Source organism: Pseudomonas persica (assembly GCF_900291015.1).
Taxonomy (GTDB): Bacteria; Pseudomonadota; Gammaproteobacteria; order Pseudomonadales; family Pseudomonadaceae; genus Aquipseudomonas.
In genome coordinates this window covers 219,462-235,973 of the sequence record NZ_OLKL01000010.1, presented here as the reverse complement: position 1 = coordinate 235,973, position 16,512 = coordinate 219,462, and the positions used below count along the sequence as shown (strand labels likewise).

The window sequence follows — 16,512 nt, the reverse complement described above, 5'->3', positions numbered from 1 at the left end:
TTAGTGGGCGGCCCACTCGATCTTGGAGATGTCAACGCCGTCTTTGTACATGTCCCACAGCGGCGACAGCTCACGCAGTTTGTTTACGGCCTCGCAGACTTTCTGCGCGGCGTAGTCGACTTCTTCTTCGGTGGTGAAACGGCCGAAGGAGAAGCGGATCGAGCTGTGCGCCAGCTCGTCGTTGCGGCCCAGGGCGCGCAATACGTAGGACGGCTCGAGCGACGCGGAGGTGCAGGCCGAACCGGACGATACGGCGATGTCCTTCAGCGACATCAGCAGCGATTCGCCTTCGACGTAGTTGAAGCTCAGGTTCAGGTTGTGTGGTACGCGGGCAGTCTTGCTGCCGTTGACGTACAGCTCTTCGAGGTCCGAGACCTGCTTGAAGAAGCGGTCGCTCAGGGCCTTGATGCGCACGTTTTCCGCGGCCATTTCCTGCTTGGCGATGGCGAAGGCTTCGCCCATGCCGACGATCTGGTGGGTCGGCAGGGTACCCGAACGCATGCCGCGCTCATGGCCACCGCCGTGAATAATGGCCTCCAGGCGTACACGCGGCTTGCGGCTGACGTACAGCGCGCCGATGCCTTTCGGGCCGTAGACCTTGTGCGCCGAGAACGACATCAGGTCGACCTTCAGCTTTTGCAGGTCGATTTCGACCTTGCCGGCCGACTGCGCCGCGTCAACGTGGAACAGCACACCGCGCGAGCGGGTCAGTTCACCGATGGCGGCGATATCGTTGATCGAGCCGACTTCGTTGTTCACGTGCATCAGCGAAACCAGAATGGTGTCGTCGCGCAGCACCGCTTCGACCATGGCCGGGGTGACGATGCCGTCTTCGCCTGGCTCGAGGTAGGTGACTTCGAAACCTTCACGCTCCAGCTGGCGAGCGGTATCCAGGACCGCCTTGTGCTCGATCTTGGAGGTGATGATGTGCTTGCCCTTGGTCTGATAGAAGTGCGCGACACCCTTGAGCGCGAGGTTGTCGGACTCGGTGGCGCCGCTGGTCCAGACAATTTCGCGCGGATCGGCGTTGATCAGCTCGGCAACCTGGCGACGACCGTTCTCGACCGCTTCCTCGGCTTTCCAGCCAAAGACGTGGGAGCGCGAAGCCGGGTTACCGAAGTTCCCGTCAACCAGCAGGCAATCGGCCATCTTCTGGGCCACGCGTGGGTCGACCGGGGTGGTCGCGGAGTAATCGAGGTAGATCGGCAACTTCATTTGTCTCTCCTATCAGGCGGTGGCGTCGCTCGTCGTCCCAGTGGGATCAATCGACGGCGGACGTCTCAATCTTGTCCAGCTGGGCGGTTCGGCCTGCGACACGCCGCAGGTCCTGGCGCTGGGCGACTTCCTGCACCTCACGGCGCATGACGAGGTCGGCCAGGCTGATACCGCTGAGGAATTCATGGATCTGCTGGCTGAGGTCACACCACAGGTGGTGGGTCAGACAGGTATCACCGGCATGGCAGTCCCCGAGACCCTGGCAACGGGTGGCATCGACCGATTCGTTGACCGCATCGATAACCTGGGCCACCCGGATGGTTTCCATGCCCCGCGACAGCTGGTAGCCACCGCCTGGACCACGTACGCTGGAGACCAGGCTGCTGCGGCGCAGCTTGGCGAACAGCTGTTCCAGATAAGAGAGGGAAATGCCCTGGCGCTCGGAAATGTCGGCCAAAGACACCGGCCCATGCTGCGCGTGCAACGCCAGGTCGAGCATGGCGGTCACGGCGTATCGGCCTTTGGTAGTCAGTCGCATGGCTATTGGGTACCACGGGAGTTACAGGATGTGAGCGAGTATGCGATTCCCGAGCATTCAAGTCAACTATTAGACCTAGTGCTTTAGTCGGGTTTGCATTGGGGAGGCGGGCGCGATTGTAGCAGACAGGGGGCGTGAGCACACGCCCCGTATGTCACCGTGATTTCAGCACGGCGCAATCAATGTGCCTGAGTGTCGCGCTGGGCCACCTGGGCAACTTCCTTGAAGTCATCTTCCGGCAGGGCTGGCAGTTCCTTGGCGCAGTAGTCGCTCCCCATCTTGGTCAGGGCACCGCACATACCCTCCAGCCGTTCGTCGACTGCCTGCAGGTGGTCGAGCATCTGGCCGATGGCACGGGCCACCGGGTCCGGCATGTCGCCACTGACGCCATAGGCATCGAAGCCGATCTTCTCGGCCATGGCCTTGCGCTTGGCCTCGACCTCGTTGTCTTCGCTCTTGACGATGATTCGCCCCGGGATACCGACCGCCGTGGCGCCGGCCGGCACTGCCTTGGTCACCACCGCATTGGAACCGATCTTGGCCCCGGCACCAACGGTGAACGGGCCCAACACCTTGGCTCCCGCCCCCACCACCACACCGTTTTCCAGGGTCGGGTGGCGCTTGCCTTTGTTCCAGCTGGTGCCCCCCAGAGTCACGCCTTGGTAAAGGGTGACATCGTCGCCGATCTCGGCGGTTTCACCGATGACGATGCCCATGCCATGGTCGATGAAGAAGCGCCGGCCGATGGTGGCGCCGGGGTGGATCTCGATGCCGGTCAGCCAGCGGCCGAAGTTGGACACCAGGCGGGCCAGCCACTTGAAATCACGCTTCCACAGAGCATTGCCCAGGCGGTGCAGCCAGATGGCATGCATGCCCGGGTAGCAGGTCAGCACCTCGAAGGCGTTGCGCGCAGCCGGGTCACGATGGAATACGCTTTGAATATCTTCACGCAGGCGTTCGAACATCTGTCAGTCCTTCCGTTTATGCGGCTCGCCCCGGACCACTTTCTGGGTCTCGGTGAGGATGCCACGCAAAATGCTCATTTCCGAACGTTCGACCGCGACCCGCCCATACAACCGGCGCAGGCGCGGCATCAGGTACTTGGGCTTGTCGGGGTCAAGGAAGCCGATGCCGACCAGGGTTTTTTCCAGGTGGTCGTAGAACAGCTCCATTTCGTCCATGGTCGCCAGCTCGCTGGCGTCAACTTTCTCGACCTTGCCCGGCGCCGCACCGGCAGCCAGCCAGGCCATGCGCACCTCGTAAGAGAGCACCTGGACAGCGGCGGCCAGGTTCAGCGAGCTGAAGTCGGGGTTGGAGGGAATGTGCACGTGGAAGTGACATCGCTGCAGTTCTTCGTTGGTCAGGCCGGCGTGTTCGCGCCCGAACACCAGGGCGATTTCCTCGCCACCGCTGGCATGCTCCACCGCCTTGGCGCCGCACTCGCGCGGGCCGATCAGCGGCCAGGGGATGCTCCGCTCACGGGCGCTGGTGCCCATCACCAGGTTGCAGCCGACCAACGCCTGCTCGAGGCTGTCGACCACCAGGGCGCTGTCCAGCACATCGTCGGCCCCCGAGGCTCGGGCACTGGCATCCACGGCGGGGAACTCTTTCGGCTGCACCAGCACCAGGCGCGACAAGCCCATGTTTTTCATGGCACGTGCAGCGCCGCCGATGTTGCCGGGGTGGCTGGTATTGACCAGAACAACACGAATATTTTGCAGCAAGGTGTTGTGCTCACAGATGCAGGAATCAGGGCCATCGATCTTACAGAACCGACAGACGTAACGCCATGAAAGCAAATGTGACACTTCTGCCGCCAAAGTTTTCTGTTAGAATGATCGGCTTTCTTCTTTAACATCTCCAGGTGACCCGCCCATGCAGCCTATGCTGAATATCGCCCTGCGCGCCGCTCGCAGCGCCAGTGAACTGATTTTCCGCTCCATCGAACGCCTGGATAGCATCAAGGTCGATGAGAAAGAGGCCAAGGACTACGTTTCCGAAGTCGATCGCGCCGCCGAGCAGAGCATCGTCAACGCCCTGCGCAAGGCCTACCCGAACCACTCCATCCAGGGCGAGGAAACCGGCCTGCACGCGGGCAGCGGCGAAGAAGGCAAGGATTACCTGTGGATCATCGACCCGCTGGACGGCACCACCAACTTCCTGCGTGGCATCCCGCACTTCGCGGTCAGCATCGCCTGCAAATACCGTGGCCGCCTTGAGCACGCCGTGATCGTCGACCCGGTTCGCCAGGAAGAATTCACCGCCAGCCGTGGCCGTGGCGCCCAGCTCAATGGCCGCCGCCTGCGCGTCAGCTCGCGCACCAGCCTGGAAGGCGCCCTGCTGGGCACCGGCTTCCCGTTCCGTGACAGCCAGATGGCCGACCTGGACAACTACCTGGGCATGTTCCGCGCCCTGACTGGCCAGACCGCCGGCATCCGCCGCGCCGGCTCTGCCAGCCTGGACCTGGCCTACGTGGCCGCCGGCCGTTTCGACGCCTTCTGGGAGTCGGGCCTGTCCGAGTGGGACATGGCGGCCGGCGTGCTGCTGATCCAGGAAGCGGGCGGCCTGGTGAGCGACTTCAACGGTGGCCATGACTTCCTCGAGAAGGGTCATATCGTTGCGGGCAACATCAAGTGCTTCAAGGCCGTGCTGACTGCTATCCAGCCGCACCTGCCAGAGAACATGAAGCGCTAAGCGCGGATTGCCGGTACGAAAAAAGCACCCCGAGGGGTGCTTTTTTTGTGCCTGATGGTTTTGCATTGCCTGAACCGGCCTCTTCGCCGGCAAGCCAGCTCCCACAAGGTTATCCACAGGCCTTGGACCTGATGCCCTCCTGTGGGGGGCTTGCCGGCGATGAGGCCAGCGCAGGTAACAAGATCACTGCCCGGCTTCGCTGAGGATCAGCTTGCCATTCTTGTCCAGCGGTATGGTCGAGCCTGGCTCATGGTCCATCTTGACCTTGCCCACCTGGTCACCGATGGAATAGGTCACGTTGTACCCCACCACCTTCTCGCTGATGTCATTGACCGTATTGCAGCGGGTTTGCGTGGTGGTGTAGGTATCACGCTCCTGCATGCCCTCCTGCACCTTGTTACCGGCATAACCACCACCAACCGCACCAGCCACGGTGGCGATCTTCTTGCCGCTACCACCACCGATCTGGTTGCCCAGCAGGCCACCGGCAATGGCACCCACCACGGTACCTGCGATCTGGTGTTGGTCCTTGACCGGCGCCTGCCGCGTCACGGCGACGTCCTTGCAGACCTCACGGGGGGTTTTTACCTGTTGTTTGATCGGCTGCACGTCAGTGACCTGTGCATACTCAGGCCCCTTGTTGACCAAGCTGTAGGTCGCGACAGCACCTCCGGCGGTCACACCGACAGCACCCAGTACCGCACCCACAAGCATTGATTTGTTCACATGAACCTCCTGATCATCACCCGCGGGTCCAACCCGCCTTCTCCCAGCCTTGGAGTAAAAAAAAAGGCGCGAGTTCAACACTCGCGCCTTTTGGGCCGCCAAACGGCGTGGAGCACGCCTTACGGACGGTCGTCCACACCGTCGGTCTTGGCCGGCGGGATCAGGTCTTCACTGCTCAGGTTCAGCCAGATCAGTACCACGTTGGCGATATAGATCGACGAATAGGTACCGGCCATGACGCCGATGAACAGGGCCAGCGAGAAGCCGAACAGGTTGTCGCCACCGAAGAACAGCAGCGCGGCAATGGCCAGCAAGGTCGAAACCGAGGTAGCGATGGTCCGCAGCAGGGTCTGGGTGGTGGAAACGTTGATGTTCTCGATCAGCGAGGCCTTGCGCATGACGCGGAAGTTCTCACGCACCCGGTCGAACACGACGATGGTGTCGTTCAGCGAGTAGCCGATGATCGCCAGCACCGCCGCCAGCACCGTCAGGTCGAAGGTGATCTGGAAGAACGACAGGATACCCAGGGTCACCACCACGTCATGGATCAGCGAGACGATCGCGCCCACAGCGAACTTCCACTGGAAGCGGAAGGCCAGGTAGATGAGGATGCCGCCCAAGGCCAGGAGCATGCCCATGCCACCCTGGTCGCGCAGTTCTTCACCCACCTGCGGGCCAACGAACTCGACACGCTTGACCTTGGCCGGGTTGTCGCCGCCGGCCTTCTGCAGGGCTTCAGCTACCTTGTTGCCCAGCTGCGGGTCATCGCCCGGCATGCGCACCAGCAGGTCGGTGGTGGCGCCGAAGCTCTGCACCACAGCCTCGTGGAAGCCGGAATTGACCAGCTCGGCACGCACCGCCTTGAGGTCGGCCGGGCGCTCGTAGGTCAGCTCGATCAGCGTACCGCCGGTGAAGTCCAGGCCGAAGTTCAGGCCCTTCTGCCACCAGCTGAACAGCGCCAGCACGGTGAGGAGCACGGTAACGGCGAACGCAACCTTGCGCACGCCCATGAAATTGATGGTTTTCATCGCAGCTCCCTCAAACCCACAGCTTCTTGATGTCACGCCCGCCACAGGTCAGGTTGACCAACGCACGGGTCACCATCACGGCGGTGAACATCGATGTGAAAATCCCGAGGGACATGGTGACCGCAAAGCCCTTGACCGGACCGGTACCCATGGCGAACAGGATGCCGCCTACAAGCAAGGTGGTCAGGTTGGCATCGACGATTGCCGAATAGGCCCGATTGAAGCCTTCATGGATGGCCCGCTGCACGGACATGCCTGCCGCCAACTCTTCACGGATACGCGAGAAGATCAGCACGTTGGCGTCCACCGCCATACCCATGGTCAACACGATACCGGCGATACCCGGCAGGGTCAGGGTTGCCCCAAGCAGAGACATCAGCGCCAGCAGCAACACCATGTTGCCGGCCAGGGCGATGGTGGCCAGCACGCCGAAGCCACGGTAGATGGCGATGATGAACAGCGAAACGAACAGCATGCCCCACAGCGATGCATCGATCCCCTTGGTGATGTTGTCGGCACCCAGGCTTGGGCCGATGGTACGTTCTTCAGCGAAGTACATCGGCGCGGCCAGGCCACCGGCGCGCAGCAGCAGGGCCAGTTCGGACGATTCACCCTGGCCGTTCAGGCCGGTGATGCGGAACTGGCTGCCCAGCGGCGACTGGATGGTCGCCAGGCTGATGATCTTTTTCTCTTCCTGGAAGCTCTGTACGGCAACGTCCTTCTCGACGCCGTCGACGATCTGCTTGACGTAGCGAGTGACCGGCTTCTGCTCGATGAAGATCACCGCCATGCTGCGGCCGACGTTGCTGCGGGTAGCGCGGCTCATCAGCTCGCCACCGTGGCCATCCAGGCGGATGTTCACCTGCGGGCGACCTTGCTCGTCGAAGCTGGCCTGGGCGTCGGTCACCTGGTCACCGGTGATGATCAGGCCGCGCTCCACCGCAGCGGAACGGCCGCCTTCCCGGAACTCGAACACTTCGGTGGTGGCCTTGGACGCACCCGGCTCGGCACCGAAGCGGAACTCCAGGTTGGCGGTTTTGCCAAGGATGCGCTTGGCTTCGGCAGTGTCCTGCACGCCTGGCAGCTCGACCACGATGCGGTTGGCGCCCTGGCGCTGTACCAGCGGCTCGGCCACGCCCAGCTCGTTGACCCGGTTGCGGACGGTGGTGAGGTTCTGCTTGATCGAGTATTCGCGGATCTCGGCGACTTTCGCCTGGGTCAGCGCCAGACGCAGCACGGCGAGCTCGTTGCGCTCGGTAGTGGTCAGGTCGAAGTCATTGAAATTCTTGCGGATCAGGGCACGAGCCTGTTCGCGGGTGGCATCGTCAGCGAAGCCCAGCATGATGCCGCCATCCTGCTGAGGCAGGCTGCGGTAGCGGACGCGCTCTTTGCGCAGCAAGGTCTTGACCTCGCCTTCGTAGACTTTCATGCGGGCGTTCATGGCCTTGTCCATGTCCACTTCCAGCAGGAAGTGCACACCACCGGACAGGTCCAGGCCCAGCTTCATCGGGCTTGCACCCAGGCTGCGCAGCCATTGCGGGGTAGTCTGGGCCAGGTTCAGGGCCACGACGTAATCATCGCCCAGTGCCTTGCGCACTACATCCTTGGCTGGCAGTTGGTCTTCCTGATTGGTCAGGCGGATCAGCCCGCTGCCCTTCTCACCCAGGCTCGCGCCCTTGATGGCGATCTTGGCATCGCCCAGCGCCTTGCTGACGCGATCGAGGTCGGCCTGGTTCACCTGCAGCGCCGAGCTGGCACCACTGATCTGTACCGCCGGATCATCCGGGTAGAGGTTGGGAGCGGAATAAATGAAACCGACCACCAGTACCAGCACGATCAGTGCATATTTCCACAGAGGGTATTTGTTCAGCATCACGCCGCCCGTTCAAGACGCGGGGCGCGTTGCGCGCCCCGACTGGAAAGAAAAACCGGTAACTCAGATAGCCTTGAGCGTACCTTTTGGCAGGGTGGCCGCGATGGCACCCTTCTGGAACTTCAGCTCGACGCTGTCGGAAACTTCCAGTACCACGAAATCATCGGAAACCTTGACGATCTTGCCGGCGATGCCGCCGTTGGTGACAACTTCGTCACCCTTCTGCAAGTTGCTCAGCAGGTTCTTCTGCTCTTTTGCACGCTTGGCCTGCGGGCGCCAGATCATCAGGTAGAAGATGACCAGGAAACCGACCAGGAAAATCCACTCGAAGCCGGTGCCGGCTGGGCCAGCGGCGGGTGCTGCAGCGTCCGCGTATGCGGCGGGGATCAAGAAGCTCATTGGGCACTCCTAATGTAATTTTCTAATAATGGATGCGGACAGTCAGTCCAAAGGCGGCACTGGAAGCCCGCGCTTGGCGTAGAAGGCGTCGACAAAGGCGGCCAATTTACCCTGTTGAATAGCCTCGCGTAAACCGGCCATCAAGCGCTGGTAATGGCGCAAGTTGTGGATGGTATTCAGCATGCTGCTCAGCATTTCGCCGCACTTGTCCAGGTGATGGAGATAGGCGCGGGAGAAGTTGCTGCAGGTATAGCAGTCACAGGTCGGATCCAGCGGCGAATCATCGTGGCGATGGAACGCATTGCGGATCTTGATCACCCCTGTATCGACGAACAGATGACCGTTGCGCGCGTTACGCGTCGGCATCACGCAGTCGAACATGTCGACGCCGCGGCGCACACCCTCAACGAGATCTTCCGGTTTGCCTACCCCCATAAGGTAACGAGGTTTGTCAGCAGGCATCTGGCCCGGCAGGTAATCCAGCACCTTGATCATTTCGTGCTTGGGCTCGCCCACCGACAGGCCACCAATGGCCAGCCCGTCGAAGCCGATGTTTTCCAGGCCTTCCAGCGAGCGCATGCGCAGGTCCTGGTACATGCCGCCCTGGACGATACCGAACAGCGCCGCGGTGTTGTCGGCGTGGGCGTTCTTCGAACGTTGGGCCCAGCGCAGCGACAGCTCCATGGACGCGCGCGCCACATCGTGCTCGGCCGGGTACGGGGTGCACTCGTCGAAGATCATCACCACGTCCGAGCCCAGGTCACGCTGCACCTGCATCGACTCTTCCGGCCCCATGAACACCTTGGCGCCGTCAACCGGCGAGGCGAAGGTCACGCCCTCTTCCTTGATCTTGCGCATGGCGCCCAGGCTGAACACCTGGAAACCACCGGAATCGGTGAGGATCGGGCCTTTCCACTGCATGAAGTCGTGCAGGCCGTTGTGCTTCTTGATCACCTCGGTACCCGGGCGCAGCCACAGGTGGAAGGTGTTGCCGAGGATCATCTCGGCGCCGATGGCCTCGATATCGCGCGGCAGCATGCCCTTGACCGTGCCATAGGTGCCCACCGGCATGAACGCCGGGGTTTCCACGGTGCCACGTGGGAAGGTGATGCGACCACGACGGGCCTTGCCGTCGGTGGCCAGCAGTTCGAAGGACATTCGACAGGTGCGACTCATGCTTGATCCTCGGGCCCGCGTGGCGCCGGATTGCGGGTGATGAACATGGCATCACCGTAACTGAAGAAGCGGTACCCCTGCTCGACCGCCGCCGCATAGGCGGCCATGGTCTCGGGGTAGCCGGCGAAGGCCGAGACCAGCATCAGCAGCGTGGACTCCGGCAGGTGGAAGTTGGTGACCAGGGCGTCGACCACATGGAACGGCCGGCCCGGGTAGATGAAGATGTCGGTGTCGCCGCTGAAGGCCTTGAGCACGCCATCGCGCGCCGCGCTCTCCAGCGAACGCACGCTGGTGGTACCGACCGCGATCACCCGGCCGCCACGGGCACGGCAGGCCTCGATGGCATCGACCACATCCTGGCCCACTTCGAGCCACTCTTTATGCATGTGGTGGTCTTCGATCTTGTCGACCCGCACCGGCTGGAAGGTGCCGGCGCCCACGTGCAGGGTGACGAACGCCCGTTCAACGCCCTTGGCTGCGATCTTCTCCAGCAGCGCCTCGTCGAAGTGCAGGCCAGCAGTGGGCGCGGCGACCGCACCGGCACGTTCGGCGTACACGGTCTGGTAGCGCTCACGGTCGGCGCCCTCATCCGGGCGGTCGATATAGGGTGGCAGCGGCATGTGGCCGACGCGGTCGAGCAGTGGCAGCACCTCTTCGGTGAAGCGCAGCTCGAACAGCGTGTCATGGCGCGCAACCATTTCAGCCTCGCCGCCGCCATCGATGAGGATCACCGCGCCTTCTTTCGGCGCCTTGCTGGCACGGACATGCGCCAGCACGCGGTGGCTGTCGAGCACACGCTCGACCAGTACTTCCAGCTTGCCGCCGGAGGCTTTCTGGCCGAACAGCCGCGCCGGGATGACCCGGGTGTTGTTGAACACCATCAGGTCGCCGGGGCGCAGGTACTCGAGCAGGTCGGGGAATTGCCGGTGCGCCAGCGCGCCGGTTGGCCCATCGAGCACCAGCAGACGGCTGCCATGGCGCTCAGCCAACGGGTGGCGGGCGATCAGGGAATCAGGGAGTTCGAAGGAAAAATCGGCGACGCGCATGATGATGTTCGGTTCGGCAGGGCCGGGAAGTTTAGCCCAATGTGTGAAAATTGACCATGAAAGCCGATTGACCGACCAGCGGAGCCTCTCTATACTGCGCGCCACATGCCCTGATGGCGGAATTGGTAGACGCGGCGGATTCAAAATCCGTTTTCGAAAGGAGTGGGAGTTCGAGTCTCCCTCGGGGCACCAAAATCCGGAAAAAACCGACCTTACGGTCGGTTTTTTTTCGCCTGCGATTTGCACGCGCCCAGCCCTTTGAGCTGCGCTGTCGCGTAGAGAACCGAGTTCGCAAGCGGTCCGCATACCCTGTAAGAGCGGGTTTAGCCGCGAAGAATCCAATGCGGCGCATGGCACCGGCTGCGCCGGTGTTCGCGGCTAAAGCCGCTCCCACAGTGCCCCCGCTAATTCAATCAGTTATGTACAGCTCCATGAGAGTCCGCCCGGCGCCGCACTGCCGCTCAGCGCTCAGGCGTTCTTCATGCCGAGATCTTCAGCAAACCGAAGCAGGTACCCGTCCGGGTCCTGCACCAGGAAATTACGCTGCCCTACCAGCATGCCCCCCTTGCGGTACCAACGCTCCTCAATCGGGTCTCTGATGGTATGCCGCGCATCCTCCAGCGCCGCCACCATTGCGCTTGCATCAGCGCATTCGATCGACAGGTTGATCCCCCCGACCGTAGGGCGCCTCCAACGGGCCGACCCGCCAGGGTGACTCACTCTGCCAGTCCTGCTCCAGCCAAAATCCTCCATGAATAGCAATAACGTTTCCGGGCTTATTTGCGATCAGCGCCAACGATCCAGTTGCCCCTGGGCGCGGCTACTGAAAATCATCAGCAGCTCGCTCAGGGTATGCGGTGGCGGTTCGGCAGTGCGGGTCACCGCATATAGGGTGATCGGCAGCGCCGGGGCCAAGGGCCGAATCGCGGTCGCCCCAGGCGCCGCGCCAAGGGCGGTGAAGGGGTCGATTACCGCCAGCCCTGCACCGGATTCGACCATCGCCCTGGCCAGTGAATAGGTCTGCACCGCAATGCTCACCTGTGGCGCTGGTTCGACCGCCTTGAGGTAGCTGTCGAGGCGGACCGACAGCGGGTCGGCGCTGGACAGCCCGATCAACGGCGCACCTGCCAATGCCGTCAACGGCAGCGGCTTGCCTTCATCTTCCAGCGGCCAATAACCTGCTGGTGCCAATGCCACCAACACCCCGCTGGCCAGCGCCTGAGCCTTGAGCGCAGGGTGATCTGGCTGTTGCAGGGTCAGGGCGACATCGATCTCCCGCATCAGCAGGTTCTGCACCAGTTCGCGACTGTGGGCGCTGGACAGCTCGCAGGCGATGTCCGGATAACGCTGCACCCACTCATGAATGGCCGGCGGCAGCAGCGACAGGGCCAGCGCCGGGGTCGCACCGATCCGCAGGCTGTGGCCCGGCGCGCGACGCAGGCTTTGCGCCAGGCGGCGCACCCCTTGCAGGCTCTCCGTGACCTTGTCGACCTCACGCTCCAGCTCCAGCGCTTCAGGCGTGGGCTGCAGTTTGCCACGCACCCGCAGGAACAACGGAAAGCCCAGTTGCTGCTCGGCATGTTGCAGCACCTTGGTCACGGCAGGCTGGGAAACGTGCAGCAACTGCGCGGCACCGCTGACCGAGCCGGTCTGGCGGATGGCCTGGAAAATCTCGATATGGCGAAGGCGCATGGCAAGCCTATAACCTTTGTTTATGGCTCAGCGATCTTTATTCATTTTTCGCCACCTGTCACCTGGCCCTAACCTCAAGCTCGTTCCAACAACGATCCAGGACTGACATGGCTAAGCATGTATGCATCATCGGCGGTGGCGTCATTGGCCTGTCAACCGCTTACGCACTGGTACGCGACGGCTTTGAGGTGACGCTGATCGAGGCGCGCGATTCGCTGGGCAGTGAAACCAGCTTCGCCAACGGCGGCCAGTTGTCCTATCGCTACGTGGCGCCCCTGGCCGACGCCGGTGTGCCCTTGCAGGCTATTGGCTGGATGCTGCGCGGTGACTCACCGCTGAGATTGCGGCCGCGCTTCGATGCTGCACAGTGGCGATGGATGGCAGCTTTCCTCGGGGCTTGCCGCTCCTCGGTCAACCGCGCCAACGCAGGCCATCTGTTGCGCCTCGCGCTGTTGAGCCAGTCCACCTTGCAAACCTGGCGTGAAGAGGATGGCCTGGGTAGTTTCCACTGGCGGCGTAACGGCAAGCTGGTCACCTTCCGCCAGACCAGCAGCTTCGAACATGCGCGCAAGAACCTTGCCGCGCCCCAGCAACAACAGGTGCTGTCGCACGCCGACTGCACCCGTCTGGACCCGGCACTGGCAGAGGCGCCCTTTGTCGGCGCCATCTATACCCCGGATGAAGAAGTCGGCGATTGCCACGGCTTTTGCCAGCAACTGGCGGCGCGCTTGCAGGCGTCGGGACGCTGCAAATTCCGCCTGGGCCAGGCCGTGTCCGGAATTCGCCATGCACATGGCGTGGTGAGTGCGATTGAACTGGGCGACGAGGTGCTGCCAGTGGAGCATCTGGTCGTTGCGGCCGGCCATCGCAGTGCGTTGCTGGCACTGCCGGGTGTCAACCTGCCGCTGTATCCGCTCAAGGGTTATAGCCTGACAGTTCCGATCGGTGCCCAGCACCGGGCGCCGGACCTGAGCATCACCGACTATGACCGCAAGATCGTCTACGCCCGAATCGGTGAGCAGTTGCGGATAGCGGCGATGGTCGACATTGTCGGTTTCGATCCATCGCTGGACCCCAAGCGCCTGGCCCTGCTCAAACGCCAGGCCCGCGAAACCTTCGCCAATGCCGGTGACTACGACTACGCCATCGAATGGGCCGGCATGCGTCCGGCGACCCCTAGCGGCGTGCCGCTGCTGGGCGCCACGGCGTATCGCAACCTGTGGCTGAACCTTGGCCATGGTGCGCTGGGCTTTACCCTGGCCTGCGCCAGCGCACGCTTGCTCAGTGAACTGATCGGCCAGCGCCACCCCTCCATCGACCTGCAGGGTTTTACGCCCCGTGCGGCGTGAACCCCTCCCCCCCTGAAAGGACCACCCAATGACTATTGACCGCATCCAGCCCAATCCACGCTTGTCCGCAGCCGTAACCTTCGGCGAGCTGGTGTTTCTCTCCGGCCAGGTGCCGGGCGACGCCACCGATGCCGCCGGCCAGACTGGCCAGGTACTGGAAAAAATCGACGCACTGCTGGCCGAGGCAGGCAGCGACAAAGACCATCTGCTCAGCGCGACCATCTACCTGAAGGACATCGGCAAGGATTTCGCAGCAATGAATGACGTCTGGTCTGCCTGGTTGTCACCCGGCCAGGCCCCCAGCCGCACCACTTTGCAGGCCGAACTGGCGCGCCCGCAGGTGCTGGTGGAAATATCCGTGATCGCAGCACGTCGCTGACCCACTTACCCACAACGGAGAACAACAATGCAAAAAATCACGTTGATCGGCTGCACCCTTGCCCTGTTGCTAGGCTCTCAGGTCCATGCTGACGAAGCAGCGCTGGGTCCTACCTTGAGCAAGATTGCCAAAGCCAACAGCATCACCCTGGGCTATCGCGATGCTTCAGTGCCGTTCTCCTACGTGGGCGATCACTCGGGCCGCCCGATGGGCTACTCGGTAGACCTGGCGAGCAAGATCGTCGAGCGGGTGCAGCAGAAGCTGGCGTTGCCCCAGCTCCAGGTGAAGTACAACCTGGTGACCTCGCAAAGCCGTATTCCGCTGGTGCAGAACGGTACCGTCGACCTGGAATGCGGCTCGACCGGCGTCACCGCAGAGCGACAGAAGCAGGTGGCGTTTTCCTATGGGTTCATCTATGTCAAAGGCCAGTTGCTGACGGCCAAGAACAGCGGGATCAAGAGCTTCGCCGACCTGCGCGGCAAGAATGTGGTGACCACCGCCGGCACCACCAACGAGCGTTACCTGAAGAGCTACAACGTCGATAACAAGATGGACATGCACGTGATCAGCGCCAAGGACCATGGCGAAGCTTTCCAGATGTTGCAGTCCGGCCGGGCGTCGGCGTTCTACATGGACGATGCGCTGCTCTACGGCGAACGCGCCAAGGCCCGCGACCCGCACAACTGGGTGGTGGTCGGAGAAGAGCAGTCGCGGGAAATCTATAGCTGCATGGTACGCAAGGATGACCCACAGTTCCTGGCGCTGGTGAATGCATCGCTGGGCGAGCTGTACAGCTCAGGGGAAATCAACGGGATCTACCAGCGCTGGTTCCAGCAGCCGATTCCGCCTAAAGGCTTGAACCTGGAGTTCCCGATGACCAGCGAACTCAAGGCCATCTTTGCCAAGCCGGTGAGTGATCCGGTGCAGTAGCTCGAGCCCGGCGTTCATCCCGTAAACATCACGGAACGGCAGTGACTGGAAAGCGTCACTGCCAAACGTCGCTACTGCGGCGGGTTATTATCGCAGGAGCAACTCGTCCTGTTACAGGTTAATTGGATATTTTCTCCGTCACCAGGGTTTGCGGGTTGCTACTCCCCCAAATCGTAGCAAGGTCAACCAGCAATGTTCCGCTGAGTTCTTCAATTTCACCCTGGGTGATCTCATTCGCCCCTTGTTTACCGAAGAGCACAACTTGATCGCCAGCCCGCACAGCCGGGATATCTGTCACGTCCACCATGACGGTATTCATGGAGACTTTCCCTACCACTGGCGCACGCTGTCCATTTACCAGGACCATGCCTTTATTGGTAAGCGCGCGACGGTAGCCATCAGAGAACCCCACGGGAATATTCGCAAGTTTTGAATCACGACTCAGTGTCACTGTCCGGTCATACCCCACGGTATTGCCTTTCGGGTAGGGGTTAACAGACGCCACGTATGACTTGACCTGCATGACAGGTTTGTACTGGGCATGCGATGGTTGCATCATCCCATACAAGGCACCGCCCGCACGTACCATGTCCAGGTGCGACTCAGGCACTTCCAACGTCGCATAGGAATTCGCCGCATGAAGGGTGATTTTACTTCTATCAATGCCGGCAGCCTTTATCAGCCAAGCCGCTTGCTCATTGAAAGCATTGAGCCCTTGCCGAACATCATCCTTATCCTGCACTGCGAAGTGGGTCATGATGCCGACCAGTTCCAGAGGCGCCAAACGCGTGATCGCCAAGGCGTCTTGCCGACCGTGTTCAGTGCTCATTTCAAGGCCGTTACGGCTCATGCCACCTGCGTTCAACGCCAGGTGAACCTTCAGGCGCTTCCCGTGTTTTTCAGCGATAGCGGCCGTTTCGCGAGCATGATCGAGGCTACTGACCAGCTCCTCCATCTTGTATGGCAATGCGCCTTCCACCTCGGCCAAGGTCGCTGTGCGCACGCGGACAAGTTCACCCTTGAACCCGCCTTCACGCACGATACGCGCCTCTTCATTGCTGGCAACGCCTACGCAGGGCACGTCCATCTTCATGACCGACGGCATCAATAAAGCGACACCGTGCCCATAGGCATCCGCCTTGAGAATGGCACAAAGCCGCGATTTATTCGTCAAGGTGCTCTGCAGCATACGGATATTGTTTTCAAACACCGCCTGGTTAATTTCAACCCATGCGTTACTGGTTGCCACGGCCTGTTCAGACTGCGCATTATCCAACGAAAGCAATGGCGCAGCCTGAACATACCCTTGCCCTATGATCATCGCCAAGGAAAGAGCAATAACAGTCCGTGTTAAAGGCATACAATACATCTCCTGGTACACAATACAGCTTATTAGGGCGGCGAAGCTTACAGTCATGTTTTTCCCTGCGCAAGCCACTAACCAAGCAAGAAAGTGGCTTGACTTGA

General features: G+C 61.6%; 16 protein-coding genes, 1 tRNA gene and 1 pseudogene. 5 read left to right on the top strand and 13 right to left on the bottom strand.

Going from position 1 to position 16,512, the window contains the following annotated elements:
* From FQ664_RS04865 to trmJ, 4 genes are all read right to left on the bottom strand, one after another.
* Positions 1–1,215, bottom strand: a complete 1,215-nt coding sequence (locus tag FQ664_RS04865; protein ID WP_144170634.1) for an IscS subfamily cysteine desulfurase — start codon at positions 1,213–1,215, stop codon at positions 1–3.
* Between the two features lie 46 nt (positions 1,216–1,261).
* A complete protein-coding gene (gene iscR, locus FQ664_RS04860) occupies positions 1,262–1,753 on the bottom strand; it encodes a Fe-S cluster assembly transcriptional regulator IscR (protein ID WP_144170633.1) in 492 nt (163 codons plus the stop codon).
* Positions 1,754–1,932: 179 nt separating this feature from the next.
* Positions 1,933–2,718: a serine O-acetyltransferase gene (cysE, locus tag FQ664_RS04855; RefSeq protein WP_144170632.1), complete on the bottom strand. Its 786-nt coding sequence runs from the start codon at positions 2,716–2,718 to the stop codon at positions 1,933–1,935.
* A 3-nt stretch (positions 2,719–2,721) separates the two neighbouring features.
* Positions 2,722–3,477, bottom strand: coding sequence for a tRNA (cytosine(32)/uridine(32)-2'-O)-methyltransferase TrmJ (trmJ, locus tag FQ664_RS04850; RefSeq protein ID WP_144170631.1), 756 nt, complete (start codon positions 3,475–3,477; stop codon positions 2,722–2,724).
* A gap of 151 nt (positions 3,478–3,628) precedes the next feature.
* On the opposite strand from trmJ, the gene suhB reads away from it, so the two are divergent.
* The gene (gene suhB, locus FQ664_RS04845; RefSeq protein WP_003257850.1) at positions 3,629–4,447 is read left to right on the top strand and encodes a type III secretion system regulator SuhB; all 819 of its coding nucleotides are present in this window, start codon (positions 3,629–3,631) and stop codon (positions 4,445–4,447) included.
* Positions 4,448–4,630: 183 nt separating this feature from the next.
* On the opposite strand, the gene FQ664_RS04840 is transcribed toward suhB, so the two are convergent.
* From FQ664_RS04840 to queA, 6 genes are all read right to left on the bottom strand, one after another.
* Positions 4,631–5,173, bottom strand: coding sequence for a glycine zipper 2TM domain-containing protein (locus tag FQ664_RS04840; protein ID WP_144170630.1), 543 nt, complete (start codon positions 5,171–5,173; stop codon positions 4,631–4,633).
* 119 nt (positions 5,174–5,292) lie between these two features.
* Positions 5,293–6,201 carry a protein translocase subunit SecF gene (gene secF / locus FQ664_RS04835; RefSeq protein ID WP_144170629.1) on the bottom strand — a complete coding sequence of 303 codons (909 nt, stop codon included), beginning with the start codon at positions 6,199–6,201 and terminating at the stop codon, positions 5,293–5,295.
* Between the two features lie 10 nt (positions 6,202–6,211).
* Positions 6,212–8,074, bottom strand: coding sequence for a protein translocase subunit SecD (secD, locus tag FQ664_RS04830; protein WP_144170628.1), 1,863 nt, complete (start codon positions 8,072–8,074; stop codon positions 6,212–6,214).
* A 63-nt stretch (positions 8,075–8,137) separates the two neighbouring features.
* Positions 8,138–8,473: a preprotein translocase subunit YajC gene (gene yajC, locus FQ664_RS04825; RefSeq protein WP_085623861.1), complete on the bottom strand. Its 336-nt coding sequence runs from the start codon at positions 8,471–8,473 to the stop codon at positions 8,138–8,140.
* 42 nt (positions 8,474–8,515) lie between these two features.
* Positions 8,516–9,631 carry a tRNA guanosine(34) transglycosylase Tgt gene (tgt, locus tag FQ664_RS04820; RefSeq protein ID WP_161959640.1) on the bottom strand — a complete coding sequence of 372 codons (1,116 nt, stop codon included), beginning with the start codon at positions 9,629–9,631 and terminating at the stop codon, positions 8,516–8,518.
* 14 nt (positions 9,632–9,645) lie between these two features.
* Complete coding sequence (gene queA / locus FQ664_RS04815) at positions 9,646–10,695, bottom strand: tRNA preQ1(34) S-adenosylmethionine ribosyltransferase-isomerase QueA (protein ID WP_144170627.1); 1,050 nt, start codon at positions 10,693–10,695, stop codon at positions 9,646–9,648.
* 107 nt (positions 10,696–10,802) lie between these two features.
* Between queA and FQ664_RS04810 the strand changes: the two genes are divergently transcribed.
* Positions 10,803–10,887 (top strand) — tRNA-Leu (locus tag FQ664_RS04810).
* Between the two features lie 276 nt (positions 10,888–11,163).
* Here FQ664_RS04810 and FQ664_RS04805 read toward each other — a convergent pair.
* Positions 11,164–11,434, bottom strand: a pseudogene (locus FQ664_RS04805) (VOC family protein); the annotation flags it as partial.
* 47 nt (positions 11,435–11,481) lie between these two features.
* Positions 11,482–12,387, bottom strand: a complete 906-nt coding sequence (locus FQ664_RS04800) for a LysR family transcriptional regulator (RefSeq protein ID WP_144170626.1) — start codon at positions 12,385–12,387, stop codon at positions 11,482–11,484.
* 107 nt (positions 12,388–12,494) lie between these two features.
* On the opposite strand from FQ664_RS04800, the gene FQ664_RS04795 reads away from it, so the two are divergent.
* The 3 genes from FQ664_RS04795 to FQ664_RS04785 are packed head-to-tail and all read left to right on the top strand — an operon-like array spanning position 12,495 to position 15,045.
* The gene (locus FQ664_RS04795) at positions 12,495–13,736 is read left to right on the top strand and encodes a D-amino acid dehydrogenase (protein ID WP_144170625.1); all 1,242 of its coding nucleotides are present in this window, start codon (positions 12,495–12,497) and stop codon (positions 13,734–13,736) included.
* A gap of 28 nt (positions 13,737–13,764) precedes the next feature.
* Positions 13,765–14,115, top strand: a complete 351-nt coding sequence (locus FQ664_RS04790; protein ID WP_144170624.1) for a RidA family protein — start codon at positions 13,765–13,767, stop codon at positions 14,113–14,115.
* Between the two features lie 27 nt (positions 14,116–14,142).
* Complete coding sequence (locus FQ664_RS04785; RefSeq protein ID WP_144170623.1) at positions 14,143–15,045, top strand: transporter substrate-binding domain-containing protein; 903 nt, start codon at positions 14,143–14,145, stop codon at positions 15,043–15,045.
* A 118-nt stretch (positions 15,046–15,163) separates the two neighbouring features.
* Here the strand turns inward: FQ664_RS04785 and alr are convergent, their stop codons facing one another.
* Positions 15,164–16,405: an alanine racemase gene (gene alr / locus FQ664_RS04780; RefSeq protein ID WP_144170758.1), complete on the bottom strand. Its 1,242-nt coding sequence runs from the start codon at positions 16,403–16,405 to the stop codon at positions 15,164–15,166.
* Between the last annotated feature and the right edge of the window lie 107 nt (positions 16,406–16,512).

Coding starts and splice junctions, on each gene's coding strand:
- FQ664_RS04800 (WP_144170626.1), bottom strand. CDS start 12,387: ATGCGCCTTCGCCATATCGAGATTTTCCAGGCCATCCGCCAGACCGGC.
- FQ664_RS04785 (WP_144170623.1), top strand. CDS start 14,143: ATGCAAAAAATCACGTTGATCGGCTGCACCCTTGCCCTGTTGCTAGGC.
- suhB (WP_003257850.1), top strand. CDS start 3,629: ATGCAGCCTATGCTGAATATCGCCCTGCGCGCCGCTCGCAGCGCCAGT.
- FQ664_RS04795 (WP_144170625.1), top strand. CDS start 12,495: ATGGCTAAGCATGTATGCATCATCGGCGGTGGCGTCATTGGCCTGTCA.
- secD (WP_144170628.1), bottom strand. CDS start 8,074: ATGCTGAACAAATACCCTCTGTGGAAATATGCACTGATCGTGCTGGTA.
- secF (WP_144170629.1), bottom strand. CDS start 6,201: ATGAAAACCATCAATTTCATGGGCGTGCGCAAGGTTGCGTTCGCCGTT.
- alr (WP_144170758.1), bottom strand. CDS start 16,405: ATGCCTTTAACACGGACTGTTATTGCTCTTTCCTTGGCGATGATCATA.
- yajC (WP_085623861.1), bottom strand. CDS start 8,473: ATGAGCTTCTTGATCCCCGCCGCATACGCGGACGCTGCAGCACCCGCC.
- cysE (WP_144170632.1), bottom strand. CDS start 2,718: ATGTTCGAACGCCTGCGTGAAGATATTCAAAGCGTATTCCATCGTGAC.
- FQ664_RS04865 (WP_144170634.1), bottom strand. CDS start 1,215: ATGAAGTTGCCGATCTACCTCGATTACTCCGCGACCACCCCGGTCGAC.
- tgt (WP_161959640.1), bottom strand. CDS start 9,631: ATGTCCTTCGAACTGCTGGCCACCGACGGCAAGGCCCGTCGTGGTCGC.
- queA (WP_144170627.1), bottom strand. CDS start 10,695: ATGCGCGTCGCCGATTTTTCCTTCGAACTCCCTGATTCCCTGATCGCC.
- iscR (WP_144170633.1), bottom strand. CDS start 1,753: ATGCGACTGACTACCAAAGGCCGATACGCCGTGACCGCCATGCTCGAC.
- FQ664_RS04790 (WP_144170624.1), top strand. CDS start 13,765: ATGACTATTGACCGCATCCAGCCCAATCCACGCTTGTCCGCAGCCGTA.